The 18981-nt window shown below is 66.3% G+C and carries 17 protein-coding genes; 10 read left to right on the top strand and 7 right to left on the bottom strand.

Going from position 1 to position 18981, the window contains the following annotated elements:
• The 4 genes from ABZ942_RS09550 to ABZ942_RS09535 all read right to left on the bottom strand — a co-directional run bounded on the left by ABZ942_RS09550 (nucleotide 1) and on the right by ABZ942_RS09535 (nucleotide 5021).
• Nucleotides 1–1050 (bottom strand): SCO2522 family protein, encoded by a 1050-nt coding sequence (locus ABZ942_RS09550; protein WP_357380248.1) that lies wholly within the window; start codon nucleotides 1048–1050, stop codon nucleotides 1–3.
• Complete coding sequence (locus ABZ942_RS09545) at nucleotides 1032–1970, bottom strand: SCO2523 family variant P-loop protein (protein ID WP_357380247.1); 939 nt, start codon at nucleotides 1968–1970, stop codon at nucleotides 1032–1034. The genes ABZ942_RS09550 and ABZ942_RS09545 overlap by 19 nt, the downstream gene beginning before the upstream one ends.
• Nucleotides 1963–3840 carry an SCO2524 family protein gene (locus ABZ942_RS09540; protein WP_357380246.1) on the bottom strand — a complete coding sequence of 626 codons (1878 nt, stop codon included), beginning with the start codon at nucleotides 3838–3840 and terminating at the stop codon, nucleotides 1963–1965. Before ABZ942_RS09540 ends, ABZ942_RS09545 begins: the two co-directional genes overlap by 8 nt.
• Nucleotides 3841–4145: 305 nt before the next feature.
• Nucleotides 4146–5021 (bottom strand): DUF2268 domain-containing putative Zn-dependent protease, encoded by an 876-nt coding sequence (locus tag ABZ942_RS09535; RefSeq protein ID WP_357380245.1) that lies wholly within the window; start codon nucleotides 5019–5021, stop codon nucleotides 4146–4148.
• 367 nt (nucleotides 5022–5388) lie between these two features.
• On the opposite strand from ABZ942_RS09535, the gene ABZ942_RS09530 reads away from it, so the two are divergent.
• Nucleotides 5389–7065: a cutinase family protein gene (locus ABZ942_RS09530; protein WP_357380244.1), complete on the top strand. Its 1677-nt coding sequence runs from the start codon at nucleotides 5389–5391 to the stop codon at nucleotides 7063–7065.
• Nucleotides 7066–7194: 129 nt separating this feature from the next.
• On the opposite strand, the gene ABZ942_RS09525 is transcribed toward ABZ942_RS09530, so the two are convergent.
• Nucleotides 7195–8337: a N(5)-(carboxyethyl)ornithine synthase gene (locus tag ABZ942_RS09525; RefSeq protein ID WP_357380243.1), complete on the bottom strand. Its 1143-nt coding sequence runs from the start codon at nucleotides 8335–8337 to the stop codon at nucleotides 7195–7197.
• Nucleotides 8338–8532: 195 nt separating this feature from the next.
• Here ABZ942_RS09525 and ABZ942_RS09520 point away from each other — a divergent pair, with 195 nt between their 5' ends.
• From ABZ942_RS09520 to ABZ942_RS09495, 6 genes are all read left to right on the top strand, one after another.
• On the top strand, nucleotides 8533–9267 hold the full coding sequence (locus ABZ942_RS09520; RefSeq protein ID WP_357380242.1) for an arginase family protein: 735 nt from the start codon (nucleotides 8533–8535) through the stop codon (nucleotides 9265–9267).
• Between the two features lie 174 nt (nucleotides 9268–9441).
• The gene (locus ABZ942_RS09515) at nucleotides 9442–10479 is read left to right on the top strand and encodes a DMT family transporter (protein ID WP_357380241.1); all 1038 of its coding nucleotides are present in this window, start codon (nucleotides 9442–9444) and stop codon (nucleotides 10477–10479) included.
• Entirely contained in the window at nucleotides 10439–10876 is a 438-nt protein-coding gene (locus ABZ942_RS09510; RefSeq protein WP_357380240.1) for a nuclear transport factor 2 family protein, read from the top strand. Before ABZ942_RS09515 ends, ABZ942_RS09510 begins: the two co-directional genes overlap by 41 nt.
• Nucleotides 10877–10905: 29 nt before the next feature.
• The gene (locus tag ABZ942_RS09505; RefSeq protein WP_357380239.1) at nucleotides 10906–11559 is read left to right on the top strand and encodes a class I SAM-dependent methyltransferase; all 654 of its coding nucleotides are present in this window, start codon (nucleotides 10906–10908) and stop codon (nucleotides 11557–11559) included.
• A 133-nt stretch (nucleotides 11560–11692) separates the two neighbouring features.
• The gene (locus ABZ942_RS09500) at nucleotides 11693–13048 is read left to right on the top strand and encodes a wax ester/triacylglycerol synthase family O-acyltransferase (protein WP_357380238.1); all 1356 of its coding nucleotides are present in this window, start codon (nucleotides 11693–11695) and stop codon (nucleotides 13046–13048) included.
• Between the two features lie 228 nt (nucleotides 13049–13276).
• Nucleotides 13277–14401, top strand: coding sequence for a nitronate monooxygenase family protein (locus ABZ942_RS09495; protein WP_357380237.1), 1125 nt, complete (start codon nucleotides 13277–13279; stop codon nucleotides 14399–14401).
• A 162-nt stretch (nucleotides 14402–14563) separates the two neighbouring features.
• Here ABZ942_RS09495 and ABZ942_RS09490 read toward each other — a convergent pair whose 3' ends face one another.
• Nucleotides 14564–15532, bottom strand: coding sequence for a DUF5996 family protein (locus ABZ942_RS09490; protein WP_357380236.1), 969 nt, complete (start codon nucleotides 15530–15532; stop codon nucleotides 14564–14566).
• A gap of 173 nt (nucleotides 15533–15705) precedes the next feature.
• Between ABZ942_RS09490 and ABZ942_RS09485 the strand changes: the two genes are divergently transcribed.
• The 3 genes from ABZ942_RS09485 to ABZ942_RS09475 are packed head-to-tail and all read left to right on the top strand — an operon-like array spanning nucleotide 15706 to nucleotide 17554.
• Complete coding sequence (locus ABZ942_RS09485; RefSeq protein ID WP_357380235.1) at nucleotides 15706–16800, top strand: alpha/beta hydrolase; 1095 nt, start codon at nucleotides 15706–15708, stop codon at nucleotides 16798–16800.
• Nucleotides 16797–16961 carry a hypothetical protein gene (locus tag ABZ942_RS09480; RefSeq protein ID WP_357380234.1) on the top strand — a complete coding sequence of 55 codons (165 nt, stop codon included), beginning with the start codon at nucleotides 16797–16799 and terminating at the stop codon, nucleotides 16959–16961. The genes ABZ942_RS09485 and ABZ942_RS09480 overlap by 4 nt, the downstream gene beginning before the upstream one ends.
• Nucleotides 16958–17554 carry an SRPBCC family protein gene (locus tag ABZ942_RS09475; protein ID WP_357380233.1) on the top strand — a complete coding sequence of 199 codons (597 nt, stop codon included), beginning with the start codon at nucleotides 16958–16960 and terminating at the stop codon, nucleotides 17552–17554. The genes ABZ942_RS09480 and ABZ942_RS09475 overlap by 4 nt, the downstream gene beginning before the upstream one ends.
• 61 nt (nucleotides 17555–17615) lie before the next feature.
• Here the strand turns inward: ABZ942_RS09475 and ABZ942_RS09470 are convergent, their stop codons facing one another.
• Nucleotides 17616–18953 (bottom strand): AarF/ABC1/UbiB kinase family protein, encoded by a 1338-nt coding sequence (locus ABZ942_RS09470; RefSeq protein ID WP_357380232.1) that lies wholly within the window; start codon nucleotides 18951–18953, stop codon nucleotides 17616–17618.
• Nucleotides 18954–18981 lie beyond the last annotated feature (28 nt).

Genomic DNA, 18981 nt, shown 5'->3' with positions numbered 1-18981 from the left:
TCATGCCTCATCGGCGCGCGGACGTTTGGCGACCTCGTCGACGAACATGTGCGACAGGCGGCCGGTGACCTCTCGCGGAATCGTAATCCCTTCGCCGTCAGCGCGTTCGACGGCCTTCTGCAAGACCTCCGGATCGATCACGATGTGGTCGAGGATGGTCTGCACCGCGTGTTCGATCTTCACATATTCGCGCGGCAGAATGGACAGCGCTCGATACGCCTGGAACGGCGCGGCGTGCGGGTTCAATGCGATGACCGACGGCATTTCCCACCAGCTGGCCGGCCAGTGCTCGGGACGAGGTTGCGGCACGACCACCGCCTTGCCCTCATAGCGCAGCATGCCCAAGCGCAGCAATTGCCAGATCGAGGCCAAGAAGGGGCACGACCAGCGGGTGTGTTCCTCGCCGTCCTTGTTGGTCCGGGTATTCCACAGCTCGATGTCGAGGAAGATCGTGTGTTCCCGGCTCGCGAACTCCTCCGGGCGGCGATACTCCACCACCTGCATCGCCTGCTCCGAGTCGTGCTCGGAGGATCGGCGCCCGTTGCACAACCAGCCGGACTCGACATCGGGTGGCCGCCGTCCCGTTGTCTGCTTCAACGGCTCGGCGACGACCCAGGACGCGACCATCTCGGCCAGCGGGATCTGCTGCCCGGTCAGGCGTTTGTCGACATACTGGGGCGTCTCCCAGCACCCGGCCTCACGCGCGAGATAGTCGATGCGCAGTCCGCATTTCTCGGCAATGCCGAGGACCTTGTCCAGCACCTCGGTGGGGTTGGTGTTCGAGCCGAAGTAGTCGTCGATCAGGAAGCAGGTGCTCACCCGCGCCGATGGGCCGTATTCCAGTTCGGCCTCCTTGGTGTGCAGCTCGACCAGCCTGGTCACCCGCTCGAAATGCGCACGGATCTTGTCCTCCCCGTCGAGCAGGCTTTTCATGTAGAAGTGCCCGGTCTCGATGGACAGATGCGCGAATTTCACCCCGGCGACCTGGACCTGCTCGTCCGCCTCGCTGTACATAGTGGCACCGTTCATCGTCAGAAGAGCCTCTCCCACGTCGCGTCATCCATGAGTTCAACTGCCAACTCTTTGAAGGCGGTCACCGTCTCCTCGTTGGCGATCTTCGCGTCGATGTCGGCGTCGAGGATCAACTGTTCCCGCCACTGCAGCACCGGCTCCATCGGTGTCGTACCGAGCTTGACGCTGGAACCCAATTGGTTGGCCAGCGCGAGCTGCTCCAACGCCTCGTTCTGTTTGCGCAGCCAAGCCCATTGCGGCCCACGGTCTTTGTCGCCGGAACCCTCGTTCGTCGACGGCACGGCGGTGCGAATGTAGCGCACCGATTCGAGCAGGTCACCGACGTTGTGACCGCATTTCTGACCGGCCTCCAGCAATCCGTTCGGACCGTGCACCAGTCCGTTCGCGGCGAGAATATGCTGGCGGGTCCACCGGTGGAAGACAAGCCACCGCGCCGACACCGCACGCAGTGATTCGGCGGCCGTGGCGCGCAGCACTATCTCCAAGGCCGCCGATCGGCCCGCGCTGAGATCCACGAAGGTGACATCGAATTCCTGCTGGCAGATCATCAGCAGCTCGACGCATTGCTTCACCACCTGGGCGGACGCGGGGAATTCTCCACCACCGCGATCCCCGGGAAACAGGGTGAGCTGATAGGGATGCCGAAGTGCGTGCAGGTCTTTGCGATTGGTCTCCGACCGGATGTCACATCGGGCCGGAATGGTGATCCGGCCGTTCAGGTATTCGTGCAGTCCCTGCTTGCCGGATACACCGCGATCCATCTTTTCGATCTCGAACAGTGCGCCCGAAGTCGGTGAGCCGAAATCGAAGTCGAGATAGGCAACGCTTTTGCCGTCCACGCTCAGCCGGTAGGCGATATTGCAACTGGTCACCGAACGACCGGTGCCGCCCTTGTCCGAGGTGGAGAAGACAAGTATGCCCTCACTCAATCTACTCACCCCTCATCGCGTCGAGGCCGGCGACTTCGAGCCCGTCCAATTCGCGCAGCGCGTCGACGCAGAGACTGAATGCCGTGGCCGGTCGCTCGTCGATCAATTTGCTCGCGCGCACCAGATTCTTTTCTATATTCTCCAAGGCCCGGCGATTCGGCGTGTTGTCCCGCTCGCTGAGCTCCAGGAATTTTTGATTGAGCAGATGGTCCGCCTCGTCGAGCAGTTCCAGCGCACGGGTCAGTGACGTCGGGGAGCGGAACGGCGGATTCTGGTAGCTCGATTCGGCCACGACCAGACATTCGATGATGCGCTCGGTGAAATACCAGGACGGTTCCTGGGGTCCCTCCGGCACCGGCTGGACCGGCTGGCCGGTCGGGGATGGGTTCACGAAAACCCGGGCCGCGTCGTCCCACAGCCCCTTGCCCGGAGCACGCTGGAAGGCTCGCTGTTCCAGATGATCCATGGTCGATTGGGCCAGTTCCAGCAACTGCCTGCGGGTGGACAGTGTGCGCGACAACTGCGCCGCCTGCAGCGTCCGTTTCAGCAGCATCGGTGCGTAGTCGGACACCGCCCAGTACAGCAGCGGGCCGTCGTCGATGGCCTCGGTACCGTTCAACCGCAGCAGCACCCCCGGGATGTGCAGGGCGCGCGCCGGGTCGTCCTCGGTCAGCCTGCGGGTGATCCGTCCCCGGCGGGCCAGCTCGTCGAAAATACGGGTGGCCCTGGTGAGGTCGTCGTCATCGGCTTCGCGGGCGATGAGGTCCTGGATCAGCAGACCGGACACGCAGAGGCTGAAGTAGTCCGACTCCTCGCCGTCGGAGGTGCGCCAGGGAATGTCCTCGAGCGGCCAATCCCCTTCGCCATAGCGGGCCATCGCCGACCAGTAGCGTTGCGCCAGGTCCCAGCGCAGTTGCAGCGCGTCGGCAAGTCGGCGCTGGTCGGCGTCGAGCAGATCGAGCTCGCGGGTGCGCGGCTGGGTCAAGTCGTTGATGCCGTCCAAGGCGGTGATAGTGAAGTACAGGTAGGGCCGCCCGACCGCGAAACCCTCCGACTTGGCGATCGGCACATCGATGAAGTCGATGACCTCGGCGCCTTCGACCACGCCCCAGCTCCAGCCGCACTCGAACATCAGGGCCGGGCTCGCCAGGTCGGCCTGGGGCGTCTTGTTGAGCGTGACATCTCGGAGCAGCCGCCCACGGACTCGTTCGAGCCGTCGGGCCACGCCGCCGACCACCGCGTCGTTTTCGGCCCCGGTTTGATTGAACATGCTGAGCATCGCCGCGCCCGTGTCGGTCTCCGGATCCACCGACTGCACAACGAAGCTGCGCACCAGTCCGATCATGGCCGCAGTGAGTCGCTTGTTGAGCCGGACCTGCACCGGCTCGATCAGCCGCTCCAGCCGCTGCTGGTCGCCGGGACCGATCGAATCCTGCAGTGCGCGCAGGTATTGCAGCCCGGCCAGACAGACCGTGAGCGACATCGAGTAGGAATCGACCACATCGACATTCCGCTGCCGATCGGTCGCCTCGGCGCCCTCGATGGCTCGCAGGTAGCTGCCGCCCGAAAAGATCGGCTGATCGTCGCGTTCGTAGCGCCGCAGATACTCGTCCATCACCTCGACGATCTTCAGGCCGATGCGGCGTTCGCGGCCAAGAGGTTTCAGCGTCGTCCGGACATCGTCGGCGATCCGGTCGGGATTGTGCAGCGCGAAGCTACTGATCTGAGTGGCCGGGTACAGCAGACACAAGAGTTGCTCGGCGTCGCTGATGGAGTTCGACCCATCCCGCCCGCCCCAGATCCAGGTGTCGTCTTGATAGCAGGCCGCCAGCAGTGAACTCCAGACATTCAAGATCTGGCGCCGTGGCTGGATTCTCATTGATCGCAGCCTTTCTGTTGTCTCAGAGGACTCGCATGAGAACAGAGCGCCCGGCAATAAAGCCGACCGCCCAGTTTCTTTATCCGGTTAGTCTCTACGCGGACAACATCGTTCGCGGTCATCTACTGACCAGAGCAACACCTATTGCCTGCAACAGCAGCGTATCGCGGTAACCGGTGACACGTGCAATAACCCGTGTTCCCCGCTGCCGCGGACGGACAAGCGGGACAGGTCGCGTTCTTTGCTAAGGATTTGCGCCCAAGAATGGTGCGGTTGCTGGAAACGTTGCGTGACAGACTTTCCCGCTAGCGACCCTTCGTCGCCAATTCGATGACGTCCGCGGCGTCGACAAGCAGCGCATCGGGTGCCTGCTGTCCGGTGCGCGCGAGATAGGCGTCCACGAGCCGGTTTCCGACGGCATAACCCGCACCGGTCGGCAGCCCGACGGGCGTGCCGCCGTATCGCGCCGCGATCGCGTCACCATGGACGTAGGCGGCGAAGTTCTGCATGCCGCGCACGCCGAGGCCGCCGATCACCTTGTCGTACACCGCATCATCGGACAACGACGGCACGCCGATGCGGGTGTAGCCGAGGTCGCCGTACAGGTGCCTGGCGAACGCGTCGGCGAGACCCTCGCTGATCACGTGCTCACCGACCGTCACGGTTTCCGGATCCCATCGCACGTTGCTGTAACGCAGGTTGTGGTTCAGCTCGTGCACGGCCGTCGACTCCAGCCGCGCCAGATTCTCCGGACTCGGCCAGAACGCGAGCCAGATGTAGCCGGAGATGCCGCCGTTGCCGCTCACCCCCAGGCCGACGTCGAGGAAGTGCGCGTCGGTGTGGTCGCCGAGCACGATCATCACCGTGATGTCGGGGACCCGGATATCCGGTGTCGCGTTCAGCTGAACCGACAGCGCCGCGTTCATGGCGGCTTCGATCCGATCCCAGGCCTGCGCATCGTGTAGGGCCTCGAGCCCCGCCAGGGCTCCGTCGACTTCGCGGTCGGCGCGGAAACCGCCGCTCATGTGGTGCAGCTGCACCAGGTCCGGGGTGCCGGGGAAGTAGCGGTACATGTCCGCGGTCGGTTCGAGCATCCGGCGCAGCAACTCGGGTCGTTCGGCGAGCGGCGCGGTCAGGATGGCACGCGTCGCGGTGTAGCTGTCCAGCACGGTGATCGTCACGGTCGATGACGATAGTGATCGACGCACCGTCAAGGTCAACGGATTTTTCGGCGAGACCGCGGCCACACCCCGTCGGCAATGTCACTTTTCAGCCATATGAGCGGTTTTCGACACGGTCATGATCAGAATTCGCCGATTCCATTACCCCGGTATTCACCAGGTGTAGCCGACCTCAACCAGGAATGGACGATGCCCCTATTGATGGGGGCAAATGCCGTTGCCACAGCGTGACTCGACCGTGTCCGGCGTCGCCTTATGGACTCGACACCGTAACGCTCACCTCCACTTTCCCGACGTCCTTGGTGACGCACGGCCTCGGGGGGCCTGCCCGTCCAACATGCCGGTAATTGGAATGGGGAAACAGGACATGGATTTTCGCGGGTTCTTCGCCCGACATCGTATTGCCTCGGCTGTCGCCGCGCCCGCGGTGCTCGGCGTCGCGGCGATCGTCGCGACGACGTTCGCGCTGACGTCGTCGCCGCAAACCAGGGATACCCAGCTCACCTCGTCGGTCACCGAGTGTCACGACATGGTCAGCATCTCGGTGGCAGGCCGTAACGACACACCGAAGCAGGGCACGACGAAGCTGCTGGTCGACGCCAACGGCAACGAGCTGCCCGCCGCGCTGGCGGGTGACTACAACAGCGAATGGGTCGATCCGGTGGTCAACCCGGCCGCCGGCGCCGTCGATCCCGGCTCTTACGCCGCCGTCTACATCGCGTACCCGGCGAACTTGTCGACCTATGAGGACGCCGTCAACACCGGTGCCGCGAATACCGAGCAGGTGATGCGGGAGATCTCGCAGGCGTGCCCGAACACCAAGTTCTCCATCGTCGGCTACAGCGAGGGCGCCGACGTCGTGCGCCGCGTCGCGATGAAGGTCGGCCATCAGGAGGCAGGCAAGGACGGCGCATACGGGATCGTCGATCCGGCCAAGGTCGTCGGTGTGGTCATCATCGCCGACGCCGGTCGCTCGGCGGGCGACGGGCCGTTCCCCGGCGCGAAGGACCCGAGCCATCCCGACGGCTTCGACCAGAACTACCAGAACGGTAAGAACCCGACGCCCGGGCAGGGCGCCCTGCCCGGTACCAGCGGTGATTTCGGCGCGCTGAACGGCAAGATCGCGTCGTTCTGCTCCGACGGTGACCTCACTTGCTCTGCGCCGCAGAATATTTCACTGCTGCAGCTGGTGGTGAACGTCGGGCGCCAGCTCAATGGTGATGCGCTCCAACAGGACGGGCTCACCCCCGCGACCGGACAGGACGTCGCCGTGGTGCTCGGCCGCATCGCGCTGGCCGCGTTCGCCGACATCTCGTCGCAGCCGAACTGGCTCAAGAGCGACGAGACCTTCCTCCAGGTGCTGCTCAAGGTGTCCGATCCGGCCTACAAGCCGGGCCAGGCGCCGAAGGAACCGGTGGCGAAGGCGGACGCGATCGCGGCCGACAACATGTCGCCGCTGGCCTACCTGCCGCAGAAGATCCTGAACGAGATCATCGGTCTCATCGTGACCAACCAGAACACCATCCCGGTGATCATGAGCGATCCGTACAAGCAAACCCTCGGCCCCGACCACACCGGTCACCACTTCGACTACTGGCACGACGCCGACCCGGCCAACGGGAAGCCGATGACCTCCGCCGAGTACGCGGCCGCGTGGATCACCCACCTGGCGCAGCAGGCACAGGCGGGCAAGAAGGTCGACACGAACGCCCAGCCGACCGAGGCCGACCTGGCTGCCGCCTACAAGGCCGCAGCTCCCACCCCGACGTCGTCGGCGGCGACGCCGACCAAGAGCGCGACGCCCACCACCACCAGTGCCGCTCCCACCACGAGCAGCACCGCGACAACCCCGTCGCCGACAACTACTGTGGCGCCGACCACCACCTCGACCATCCCGGTGACACCGCAGGCAATCAACGCACCGGCACCGACCTCGGTCGCACCGACCGAGACCACGGCGCCGACCACCACTGCGACAACCACTTCCGCGGCACCGACAACCACCAGCGTCACCCCGACGCCGACCACCAGCGCCGTCGGTTAACTGAATCCAAAAGACCCTGCCCCACGCACTTCGCGTCGGGCAGGGTCTTTTTCTGTCAGCGGGCTCGCGGCGCAGTTACCCGAATCAACCTGTGGCACAGGACAATTCCGACTGCGGAACGACCAGAGATCAGACGACCGCGTAAGGGTAGGCGGCGGCGCGATGCTGGAAGGAGAGGATGCGGAGGTTCTGCACGCGCCCGTCGCGGATTTCGATGGCGCGACGGACGGTTTCGCTGCCGTCCCAGGCGTCGGGGCCCGCCATCACGATGGGCAGGTATTCGAGCAGGGCCTCGGAGTTTTCCCAGGTGGCGGAGTTCCACAGGAAGGAGGGGCTGTGGTCGACGCCGTAGTAGTGCAGGTCCGCACCGATGGTGAACATCGGGTCGGCGAACGAGGTGGGGCGGGCCCATTCGAAACCCATGCCCTCGTCGCAGGAGACATCGATGAACAGGGTGCCGCGGGCGAACAGCGGTAGGTCCTCGTTCAGCACGAACATCAGCGGTTCTTCGGTGTCCTGCAGGATGCAGTTGACGACCACGTCGTACTGGGCGAGCACCTCGGCCAGCGGGCCGGGTTCGGGCGCCTTCAGGGCGAGGGTCCGGCTCGGGTTCGCGGGATCGCGCTCGAAATGCTGCATCCGCACCGACGCGAACGGCGAGGCGACGGCGGAGACGCTGCGCTGGGTGAGCACCGTGACATCGCTGATGCCGAGCGCGTTGAGCGCGCGCACCGCGCCGCGGGCGGTGGCGCCGAAGCTGATCACGGCCGCCCGTAGTCGGCGCCCGTAGTCGCCGCTGGATCCGCGCAGCTGCAGCGCGTGCAGCACCGAGCAGTAGCCGGCCAGCTCGTTGTTCTTGTGGAAGACGTGGACGCTGAAGTTGCCCTCCTTCGTCCAGTGATTCATCGCCTCCCAGGCGATCAGGGTCAGCCCGCGGTCGACGGCCAGCTGGGTCATCCGCTGGTCCTGCACGCAGTGCGGCCACCCCCAGACGATCTGTCCGGCGCGCAGGTGCTCCAGGTCGTCGGGTAGCGGCTTGGGCAGCAGCAGCACGTCGCACTCGGCGAACAGTTCCTCGCGGCTGCGTTGTCCGGCGACCAGCGGGGCGAGGTGCTCATCGGTATAACCGAATCGGTCGCCGTAGCCGCGCTCGAGGAAGACTCGCTCGCGAAGCCCCGGATCGATCCGGTCCAGGTGCGCCGGATGGATCGCCAACCGGTGCTCGTCCTCCTTGCGGGAGGTCGCGACTACACCGATCGTCAGTTGCTTCACCAAATGAGCCTACGCGCATCCAGCTGCCATGACCTGCCACATCTGGGCCGGTCAGCGCCACGATCACCGGTGCGTAGCGCGGATCGACATCGAAATCGGCTCGGCCACATCACCGAAGCCACCCGCCGCGCCGCGCCGCCGGAGCCGCTCGATAATCGGGTGCCTGCCGTGGACCACCGAATTAGGCTCGGTCCCATGCGTTTTCTCGTCCCCTACCACCTCGACGAGTACCTACCCGAGCTGGATGCGCCGGTGACCCCGGACGAAGTGATCGCCCCCGAACTACCGGACACAGCCGACCCATGGGCCCGCATGGCGGTGTTGTACGACACCGTCGCGGAGCAGGTGGCCGCGTCCATCCGCCGCGCCGAACACCCGGCGGTGGTCGCGTCCGGTGACTGCACCACCTCGCTCGGCGTCGTCGCCGGACTGCAGCGGGCCGGATTCGACCCGGCGATCGTCTGGTTCGACGCGCACGGCGACGTCCAGACGCTGGAGACATCCACCTCCGGCTACCTCGGCGGCATGCCGCTGCGGATGCTCACCGGGTACGGCAGGCACCTGATCGCTGATCGAATCGGCTTGCGCGACATCCCCGAGGAACGCGCCATCCTGGTCGACGGCCGCGATCTCGATCCGCCAGAAGCGGAGTTCCTGCGCACAGCGCGGATCCGGCACCGCAGGGTGGACGACCTCGGTGCGCTGCCGGACGGCCCGCTCTACCTGCATCTCGACTGCGATGTGATCGATCCGGGCGACCTGCCCGGCCTGCTCTTCCCAGCGCCGGGCGGCCCCAGCATGGAAACAGTCTCCGGCGCGATCCGCGGCATCGTGGACACCGGCCGAGTCGCCGCATTCGGACTGGCCTGCACCTGGCACAACGATCGAGGCGCCGCCGCCCAGCTGCGCCCACTGGTCGATTCCGTCTGAGGCCGAAAAGCGCTGATGCCCCGAGTAGTAGGGGCAAGTGGCCTGGTCCATGCCCTGAGAAGTGGATCTGTCGGATGATCGGATGCCCGGTCTAAGCTCCCGTTTGATCGAAAGCGAGTGGAGCATGCCAGTTACTACCTCCCCCATTGTTCTGTGCCGACGGGCGGTTGCGCGATGACGCGGCGCGGCTGGGCGCTGTTCCTGGCGATGGGCGTGATCTGGGGCGTGCCCTACGCGATGATCCGGATCGCGGTGCAGGACTTCGATCCGGTGGTCGTCGCGTTCGCCAGAACGCTGATCGGCGCGCTGGTGCTGTTGCCGATCGCGTTGTACACCAAGGCCTTAGGGCCGGTGTTCCGGCGGTGGCGACCGTTGCTGTTGTACACGTTCGTGGAGATCGTCGGGCCGTGGTTGTTCATCGGATTCGCGGAGACCACGCTGAACAGCTCGACCGTCGGGCTGTTGATCGCGGCCGTTCCGTTGATCGCGGTGGTCATCGTGACCAAGCTCGGCCAGGACCGCTTCGACCGCCGCCGGGTCACCGGGCTGATGGTCGGGTTCGCCGGCGTCGCCGCGTTGGTCGGCCTCGATATCGACCTGTCCAATCCCGCGGCCCTCGGCGCGATCGCGTTGACCACCATCGGGTACGCGGTCGGGCCGATCGTGATCAACCGGGCGCTGGCCGACCTGCCGCCGCTCGGCGTGGTGACCGCGTCGCTGATCATCGCCGCAGTGGTCTACGCGCCGTTCGCGGCCTGGCGCCGACCGGCCAGCTATCCCGCCGACGCCACGCTGTCCGTCGTCGGCCTCGCGCTGATCTGCACCGCCGCCGCGTTCCTGTTGTTCTTCGCGCTCATCTCCGAGGTCGGCCCGGCCCGCGCGACGGTGATCACCTACATCAATCCCGCGGTGGCCATCGTGCTCGGCGTCGCGGCGCTCGGCGAACCACTCACCGCCGGCATGGCGATCGGCTTCCCGCTGGTGATCTTCGGTTCGATCCTCGGCACCGCCCGCAGCCGCGAGGTACCGGAGGAGGCGCTGTGCACCACACCCGCAGCGCCCGAGGCGGCCACCATTACCCGCGAGGTAATCGACCGCGTCGACGGCCACGGCCACAATGATGCGCGGACCGTCTCGACCGGAGGCGAGCCGGACATCGAAAGGATCGACCTTGTCATCGACGACGTCCACCACCCACAGCGTGGTGGCTGAATTGTTGCGCCGCATCGGTTCCGGCGATGCCGATGCGATCGCCGAACTGTATGCCGACGAGGTGGACTGGCAGCTGGACTGGCCCGAGGCCGAGCACGGCCGGGCCGCGACGCCGTGGATCCGGCACCGCTCGACGGGCGCCGAATCGGCCGCCCACTTCCGCTCGATCGCCGAACACCATGTGCCGGAAGAGGTGGCGACCGAGGTCGAGCGCGTCCTCGTCGACGGCGCTGACGCGGTGGTGCTCGGTGAGATCCGGCAGACCGCGCGCAGCACCGGGCGCGCCTATCGCGCCCGGTTCGCACTGCACCTGACCGTCGAGTCGGGCCTGGTCACCCGGCACCACGTCTACGAGGACAGCCTGGCCGTCGCGCAGGCCTTCGAGGCCGGCGCCTGAACCACGCCGGCGAGGTGGATGATGTTCGGGTGGTTGGAAATACGAACGCCCCCGCCGACGTGGACATCACTCGCAACGCCTACAACGACATCGCCGATGTCTATGCGGAATTCACCAAGGGCCACCTGGCGAAGCAGCCGCACGACCGCGCCATGCTCGCCGTATTCGCGGAACTGGTGCAGGCCAACGGTTCCGGCGCCGTGGCCGACATCGGTTGTGGCGAAGGACGACTCACCGCACACCTGCACTCCCTCGGCCTACCGGCCTTCGGCATCGATCTGTCCCCGGCGATGATCGCCCTTGCCCGGCAGCAGTATCCGGAGCTGTCCTTCGCCGAGGGCTCGATGGAGCAGCTGGCGCTCGGCGATGCCGGCGTGCGCGGGCTGGTCGCGTGGTATTCGTTCATCCATCTGCCGCCCGAACGCATGCCGCAGGTGTTGGCCGAGTTCTATCGGGTACTCGAGGTGGAAGGGCACGCGCTGCTTGCCTTCTTCGCGACCGACGCACCCGACGCGGTAGAAGCGTTCGACCACAAGGTCACTCGCGCCTACCGCTGGTCACCGGAGCGACTTGCCGCACTGTTGCGGGACGCCGGATTCACGGTGCACACCCGAATGGTCCGAGAGCCGGATCCGGGCGAACGATTCCAGCAGGCCTACTTACTGGTATCAAAGCTTCGCTAAAGACAGCGCAGCGTCCGCCCGGACCAGGTAACTTGGTTGTGTCGCGCAGGATTCATGGCTGCGCACGGGCCCGCCCGACAACGTGGTCGATTCGATTACAAACCACCACCTGTCGTCAGGGGGCGACCACACCATGGATCTCATCGCACCGATCGATGCCGTCTTCCTACTCGCCGAATCCCGCGAACACCCGATGCACGTCGGCTCGCTGCAATTGTTCGAAGCGCCCGACGACGCCGGTCCCGACTTCGCCGGGCAGACCTACGAAAAGTTGCTGGCCTGCACCGACATCGACTCGACGTTCCGTAAGCGCCCGGCCACCCTGTTCGGCGCCCCGCAAATGGCGTGGACCAGGGCGGACGACGTCGAGCTCGAATACCACGTGCGCCGCCTCGCGCTGCCGCGTCCCGGCCGGATGGATCAACTGGTCGAGCTCGCGTCCCGACTGCACAGCAACCTGCTCGACCGGCACCGCCCGCTCTGGGAGGTCTACCTCATCGAGGGGCTCGCCGACGGCCGCTTCGCCGTCTACTCGAAGATGCATCACGCCCTGATCGACGGCGTCTCCGCCCAACGCGTGATGCAGCGAACACTGACCAGCGAACCGACCGCGGGCGAGGCCAAGGTGCCGTGGAATCTGCCGAGGACACCGCGCAAACCCGCGGCCGAGTCCGGCTCCGGACTGCGCGGTGCGGCCCGAAACCTGTTGTCGGCGGCCGCATCCGGGCCGACCCTGCTGCGCACCGCCCGCTCCGTGCTGCTCCAGCAGCAGCTGACCATGCCGTTCGAGGCGCCGCGCACCATGTTCAACGTGCCCATCGGCGGGGCCCGCCGCACCGTAGTCCGCTCCTGGCCGCTGGAGCGGATCAAGCAGGTCAAGAAGGCGACCGGCTCGACCATCAACGACGTGGTGCTCACCATGTCCGCCGGTGCGCTGCGCTCCTACCTCGAAGAGCGAAATGCCTTGCCGGACAAGCCATTGATCGCCATGGTGCCGATGTCGCTGCGCTCGGCCGACGATGTCGAGACCAATGGCGTGAAGGTCGGCGCCGTACTGTGCAACCTCGGCACCGACGTCGCCGATCCGCTGGACCGACTGCGCGTGGTCAGCGAGTCGATGCGCAAGAGCAAGGACGTGTACGGCTCGCTGTCGAGCATCCAGACGATGGCGTTGTCCGCGCTCATGGTCAGCCCGATCGCGCTCAGCCTGCTGCCCGGCCTGGTCCCGCTGACCAATCCGGCGTTCAACATCGTCATCTCGAACGTGCCGGGCCCGCGCGAGCCCATGTACTGGAACGGCGCCCGCCTCGACGCCACCTACCCGATGTCGATCCCGTTCGACGGCCAGGCCGTGAACATCACGCTGACCAGCAACGCGGGCAATCTCGACTTCGGCCTGGTCGGCTGCCGACGCAGCGTCCCCGAACTCCCCCGGCTGCTCGACCACCTGGAAAATGCGCTGAGTGAGCTGGAGGAAGCCGCCGTCTGAAAGAGGCCTGCCCAGCAAAACTAGAACGTGTTACTGTCGAAGGATGGTGCACGACCAGTCGAGGACGCCGCGGCCGTGTCATGGCGATATCAACGGCCCGCGGCTGATTCGACGAGTCGGAGTCCGAGCATGCTCCGGACAGCACCGCGGACAACTATGTAACTCGTTCTAGGACAAGCTGCTGTGCGTCGTTCGCGGCGGCGCAGCAGCGAGGGAGACCAGCACGCCATGCGTACCGAAATCTGCGAACGGCTCGGGATCGAATTCCCCATCTTCGCGTTCACCCACTGCCGCGACGTGGCGGCCGCGGTCAGCAATGCCGGTGGACTCGGCGTGCTCGGTGCGGTCGGCTTCACCGCCGAGGAGTTAGAGGTCGAGCTGAGCTGGCTCGACGAACATGTGCACGGCGGGTACGGCGTCGACCTGGTGATCCCCAGCAAGTACGAGGGCAAGGGCATCGACGGCCTCAGCCCCGACGAGCTGGAAGCCAAACTGGCGGAACTGGTTCCGCACGGCCACCGCGATTTCGCGGAGAAGATCCTGGCCGACCACGGCGTGCCCGCGCTGCCCGACGGCGAGCGGCACAACCAGCTGCTCGGCTGGACCGCGACGACCGCGGCCCCGCAGGTCGAGGTGATCCTGCGGCACCCGAAGGCCAAGCTGGTCGCCAACGCCCTCGGCACGCCGCCCGACGACGTGATCAAGCAGGTGCAGGACTCCGGCAGGCTGATCGGCGCGCTGTGTGGCTCGGTGAAGCACGCGCTCAACCACAAGAACGCCGGCCTGGATTTCGTGGTCTGCCAGGGCACCGAGGGCGGCGGGCACTGCGGCGAGATCTCCTCGCTGGTGTTGTGGCCGCAGGTGATCGACGCCGTCGGCGACCTGCCGGTGCTCGCGGCGGGCGGCGTCGGCAACGGCCGCCAGGTGGCCGCCGCGATGGCCATGGGTGCGGCGGGCGCGTGGACCGGCTCGCTGTGGCTGACCGTCGAAGAGGCCAATGTGCCGCCCGCGCAGATGCAGACCTACATTGATGCGTCCAGCCACGACACCGTGCGCTCGCGCTCGTGGACCGGCAAGCCGTGCCGGATGTTGCGCAACGACTGGACAGATGCCTGGGAGCAGGCCGACACTCCCGACCCGCTGCCCATGCCGCTGCAGATGATGGTGGCCCTGGACGGCGTCAAGCGTGGGCACCGCTACCCCGAGGCCGCCAAGGACGTGAACTTCAACCCGGTCGGCCAGGTGGTCGGCATGATGACCAAGGTCGAGCGTTCCGCCGACGTGGTGAATCGGCTGATCCAGGAATACGTCGAGGCCTGCGATCGCCTCAACAAGCTCAACGGCGGCCTGTAGTTATTCGGACTCCCCCGCCTCTCCGCGCCTTTTGCCGGTCGTGGGTACCGCGACCGGCAGCTCGCGGGCTGGCGGCTGGGTGCTGAGTCGAGTTTTGGGCGTACCCGATGGTTACCCATGTACTCACGAAATCTGTTGTCCATCTGGGCATTCAGATGCTGATCATCCCGGCCAGGGGGCGATGCCTCGCTTCAGCACCGGGTCGGTGACGCCGCCCCAGCAGGTGAGCTGGTCGGTGTCCCACCCGGCCAGCTCGGCGCCGTTCGCGTAGACGGACTGGAAGAACTCGAGTGCGGCGCCGACCGGGTCGGCGGTCTCGCGGGCGGCTTCGTACGGGTAGTAGGCCGAGTGGCCCGCGCCGGCGGCGACCCAGTGGGCGCCCGCCGGGGTGAGCGAGCGTTCGGCCAGTCCGGCGGGTTCGGGTGCGGTGTAGGAGTAGAAGGTCGGCTCGGGCACCTTGTCGTCGCCGAACCAGAATCCGGAACTGATCACCTCGCGGGAGTACGCCTCGCGGGTCACCGAATCCACCGTGTCGGGCAGCTCGATATGCCGCGGCGAGAAGCGCTGCACCGCGATATCGAAGGTGTGCCAGAACAATTGGACGGGGCTGATCTTGCCGGAGTAGGTCGCGCCGAACTCCTCCAGCACCCGCCCGACCTGGCTCTGCACCCGAAAAGCGTGCTGCACCTTCGCCGGATCGTAGTCACGATGTTCGTCGTCGTCCTCGAACGGCCGCCGCGCGTCCGGCAGATCGAACGGATGCGGGTGCGCGAGAACGACATCCATGTCGAGGTCGCGCAGGCCACTCATCACGTCACCGTAGAAGGTGGCCACCGACTGGTCGACGAGGTCGATCTCGACCTGCACTCCCTGGTCCGTCGCGATCCGCAGCACGTGATCGAAGAAGTCGAACGCGCAGGTGAACACCGGCCCGTTGCGTGCGGAGCCGAGCGGCACGGTGGTCCAGCCGCGCGCGGTGAGCCGGTAGGTCATATGCCACCAGTGGTTGCGCCGGACGCCCTTGGCCAGCGCCACCTTGCCCACGATCTGGGCGAAGCGGTGCAGTGTCTCCTTGGTTGGCCGCCAGGATTCCAGCGGAATCGCGGGCAACGGCTCGAATGAGACGGTCATGGACAAAACGGTACGCCGACACCTATCCCGCCACCCGCAACCGGCTGGTCGCGTACTTCGTCGAGGCGAGCGTTCGCCGGGAAACGATCATGCCATTACTGTCTGAGACAGTGTACACTGTGCTGGGCGCGCTCAATGCCGAAGCGCGCAGGGATTGCGCCTGGAGGACCCCTATGACCTCGACCAACGCCCCCGTTTCCGTCGTGCAGGCGCTGCCGGACAGTCCGCCGCGCGCCACCGTCACGGTGGAGATACCCAACCGGGCGAGCCTGATCTCACGCATCATCAACCCGCTGCTCTTCGCGACGGTGCGCGGCAGTCTCGAAACCCTTTCCCGCGCAGGGCAATACGGGCCCATCCAAGACAAGAGGGTCTTCACGGTCAGTAGTTACACGGACGCGCCCGCCGCCGTGCTGATCGCGGTTGCCGGCACGCGGCGCAGGTCGGTGTTGTTCGACGGCTTCGACGGCGAATGGTTGTGGCATCGCGACACTCCCGATCCCGGCATGCGCACCGACAGCGCGATCCTCTATTTCCACGGCGGCGGCTTCATATCCTGTGGGCTGCGCACGCATCGCCGGATCGTGTCGCGCATCGCGCGGGCCAGCCGCATGCCCGTGCTGAGCGTCGCGTATCGCCAACTGCCGCAGGCACATATCACCGATACCATCGCCGATGGCGTCGCCGCCTACCGCTACCTGCTCGCCCGCGGTTTCACCGGCGAACGGATCATCGTGGCGGGCGATTCGGCCGGCGGCGGGCTGGCTTTCAGCGTCGCACTCGCCGTCCGCGACGCCGGGCTGCCGATGCCCGGCGGCATCACCGCGATCGCGCCGTGGGCGGATCTCGATCCGACCGAGAAATACGCGCACCCGAATGCTGTGCTGGATCCGGTGATTCCGATTCGTGGACTGGATGTGATCGTGCGCTGGGGATACCGGATCAACGGGGCGCTCGACCCGGCCTGGTCGCCGGTCAACCACGACTTCACCGGCCTGCCACCGGTTCTCGTCCTGGTCGGCTCGACCGAAGTCCTGCTCGTCGATGCCGAATTACTTGCCGCGCGGTGCGCTGAGGCGGGAGTGCTGTGCCGCCTGCAGATTTGGGATCGGCAGGCGCACGTCTTCGTCGCGGGCGCCGACATCCTGCCCGAGGGCCGTGCCGCGTTCCGCGAGATCGGCGCCTTCCATCAGCAGGTGGTGAACGGCACCGCCGTCACCCATCGCGGTGGACTGCGGCGGCTGTTCCGCAGGAACGCGGCGGCATGACCGACTTCTATCCCGGCCCCGCCGTCGTCACCGGGGCGGGCGGTGGCATCGGTCGCGCCACACGAACCGCAATGCGGATCGTCACCGGGCCCGAACTCGAACGCGTTGCCCGAATAGTGATCGATCACCCCGCAGCGAAAACACTGGGAGTTACTGGATGACAACCTTTCTCATCATCGTCGGCGTGCTGATCATACTGGGGGGACTCGCCGGACTGATCGGGCTGATCGTGTCGCGGCGCTGGACCAAGGCGCTGCTCGCCGGCGGCGGTAATCCGCTGAAGCCGATTCACGCGGGGACACTGCGGAAATTCGTCGATGACAAAGCGGCATTCGTGGTCACGGCCGAGCGGACCTTCGACGCCTCGCCGGATCAGGTGTGGGCCGCGCTCGACACCAACGGGCTCTTCTCCTGGCTGCCGCTGATCAACGGCATGCGCTACCCCAATGGTGCGCGCAGCGTTGGTGCCACCCGAGTCTTCGACGGCCTGTTCGTCGCGGGTGAAGAACAGGTGATCGCCAGGGAGGAAGGGCATCGGCTCGCGCTGACAGCGACCAAATCCTCGGTGCCGTTCGTGATGAAGTCCATCGCAGAGGAATACGTAGTCAGCGCAACAGATTCCGGCGAAACCACCCTCACCTGGACCCTCGCCGCGCACCCGCGTTTCGGTAGGTTGTTTCCGTTGCAGATGTTCGCCCCACTCGCGCGGCCGGTGGCGCGCTGGAGCCTAGGCGGGCTCAGCACTCGCCTCTGATTCACCACAAGGTCGGTAAGCCGTCCATCCACAACTGGCCGCAACAGCCAACTTGCATGACCTAGGCGGCGGCCCCGTCTTCGCCGAAGCCGGGCAGCCAACGCGAGACCAGCTCGACGAACGGACCTTCGGCGTCGAGCTGGGCGCACACCCCGACGACTCCGGCGAAGACCCGGCCGAGCATGGCCAGCTCCGGGATCTCGGTGGGGGCCTGCACCGCCCGAGTGTTGGTCAGCGACAAGTTCTTCAGGTCGAGTGCGCGAGCGGTGTGCCCCTGCAACAGTTCTCGGCTGATGTGCACGCTGTCGCCTTGGAGTTGCGCCACGATCGGCGCGACCAACCGCTCGATCGGACCGAGCTCGAGCGCGTGACCCGGACGCACGAAACCATTGTCCCGCAGCACAATCGCCAACTGGTCATAGTCCTCCCGCACCGCGCAGCGGGCCAGCTCACCGATCACCGCCGGAATCCCCTCCGGCAGTGCGATCGACGCGCCGAAGTCGATCACGCCGAGGCGACCGTCCGCGAGCAGCTGGAAGTTCCCGGGATGCGGGTCGCAGTGCAGGTAACCGACCCGCACCGGCGAGGACAGCGAGAATTCGATGAGCAGTCGGCCCGCTCGGTCCCGCTGTGCCTTGGTGCCATCGACGATGATCTCGGCCAGCGGGGTGGCCTGCATCCATTCGGAGACAAGCACTTTCGGTGCGCTCGCGATCACCTTGGGTATCTGGAAGGCCGGGTCGCCCGCGAGCACCTTGGCGAAGCGCCGCTGGTGATCCGCCTCGATCCGGTAGTCGAGCTCGTCGGCGGTGCGATCGATGAACTCGGCGATCAAAGACTTGGCGTCCGCGCCGGGCAGCATGAGACCGAAAGCGCCGGAGAACATCTGGAGCATCTTCAGGTCCGACATGAGCGCCGTGTCGGCGCCAGGGTACTGCACCTTCACCGCGACCGTGCGTCCGTCACGCCATACGGCGCGGTGTACCTGCCCGATGCTGGCGGCGGCGATCGGCTTGTCGTCGAACTCGGTGAAGCGCTCGCGCCAGCGGGTGCCGAGCTGTTCGGCGAGCATCCGGTGCACGGAGCTGGTCGGCATCGGCGGCGCCTGCGACTGCAGCCGGGTGAGCGCGTCCCGATAGCGGTCCGCGAAGCGCGGCGGGATGCTGGCCTCGGCCACGCTCAGCGCCTGGCCGAGCTTCATCGCGCCGCCCTTGAGCTCGCCGAGCACCGCGAACATCTGATCCGCGGCCTTGTCGATGAGCTCGTCGTCGAGTTCGCCGCGCGGTACGCCGGTCATCATCGCGCGACCGGTCGCGGTGACCCGGCGGGCCATAATGCCCATCGGCAGCCCGGCCAATTTCGCCGACCGCGCCAAACCCTTACGCCTACTGCCTGCCATGGTTACCTCGCTTCGGTGCGTATCACCC

It is taken from the genome of Nocardia sp. NPDC046473, from assembly GCF_040645995.1.
In the GTDB taxonomy this organism is placed as follows: domain Bacteria; phylum Actinomycetota; class Actinomycetes; order Mycobacteriales; family Mycobacteriaceae; genus Nocardia.
The sequence above is the reverse complement of the archived record's forward strand: the minus strand, read 5'-3'. Positions and strand labels throughout refer to the sequence as shown.

Excerpts from the sequence above, each read along its gene's own strand:
- ABZ942_RS09520 (WP_357380242.1), top strand. The coding sequence starts at position 8,533 with ATGCGTTTTCTCGTCCCCTACCACCTCGACGAGTACCTACCCGAGCTG.
- ABZ942_RS09475 (WP_357380233.1), top strand. The coding sequence starts at position 16,958 with ATGACAACCTTTCTCATCATCGTCGGCGTGCTGATCATACTGGGGGGA.
- ABZ942_RS09515 (WP_357380241.1), top strand. The coding sequence starts at position 9,442 with ATGACGCGGCGCGGCTGGGCGCTGTTCCTGGCGATGGGCGTGATCTGG.
- ABZ942_RS09490 (WP_357380236.1), bottom strand. The coding sequence starts at position 15,532 with ATGACCGTCTCATTCGAGCCGTTGCCCGCGATTCCGCTGGAATCCTGG.
- ABZ942_RS09470 (WP_357380232.1), bottom strand. The coding sequence starts at position 18,953 with ATGGCAGGCAGTAGGCGTAAGGGTTTGGCGCGGTCGGCGAAATTGGCC.
- ABZ942_RS09500 (WP_357380238.1), top strand. The coding sequence starts at position 11,693 with ATGGATCTCATCGCACCGATCGATGCCGTCTTCCTACTCGCCGAATCC.
- ABZ942_RS09480 (WP_357380234.1), top strand. The coding sequence starts at position 16,797 with ATGACCGACTTCTATCCCGGCCCCGCCGTCGTCACCGGGGCGGGCGGT.
- ABZ942_RS09485 (WP_357380235.1), top strand. The coding sequence starts at position 15,706 with ATGACCTCGACCAACGCCCCCGTTTCCGTCGTGCAGGCGCTGCCGGAC.
- ABZ942_RS09530 (WP_357380244.1), top strand. The coding sequence starts at position 5,389 with ATGGATTTTCGCGGGTTCTTCGCCCGACATCGTATTGCCTCGGCTGTC.
- ABZ942_RS09540 (WP_357380246.1), bottom strand. The coding sequence starts at position 3,840 with ATGAGAATCCAGCCACGGCGCCAGATCTTGAATGTCTGGAGTTCACTG.
- ABZ942_RS09495 (WP_357380237.1), top strand. The coding sequence starts at position 13,277 with ATGCGTACCGAAATCTGCGAACGGCTCGGGATCGAATTCCCCATCTTC.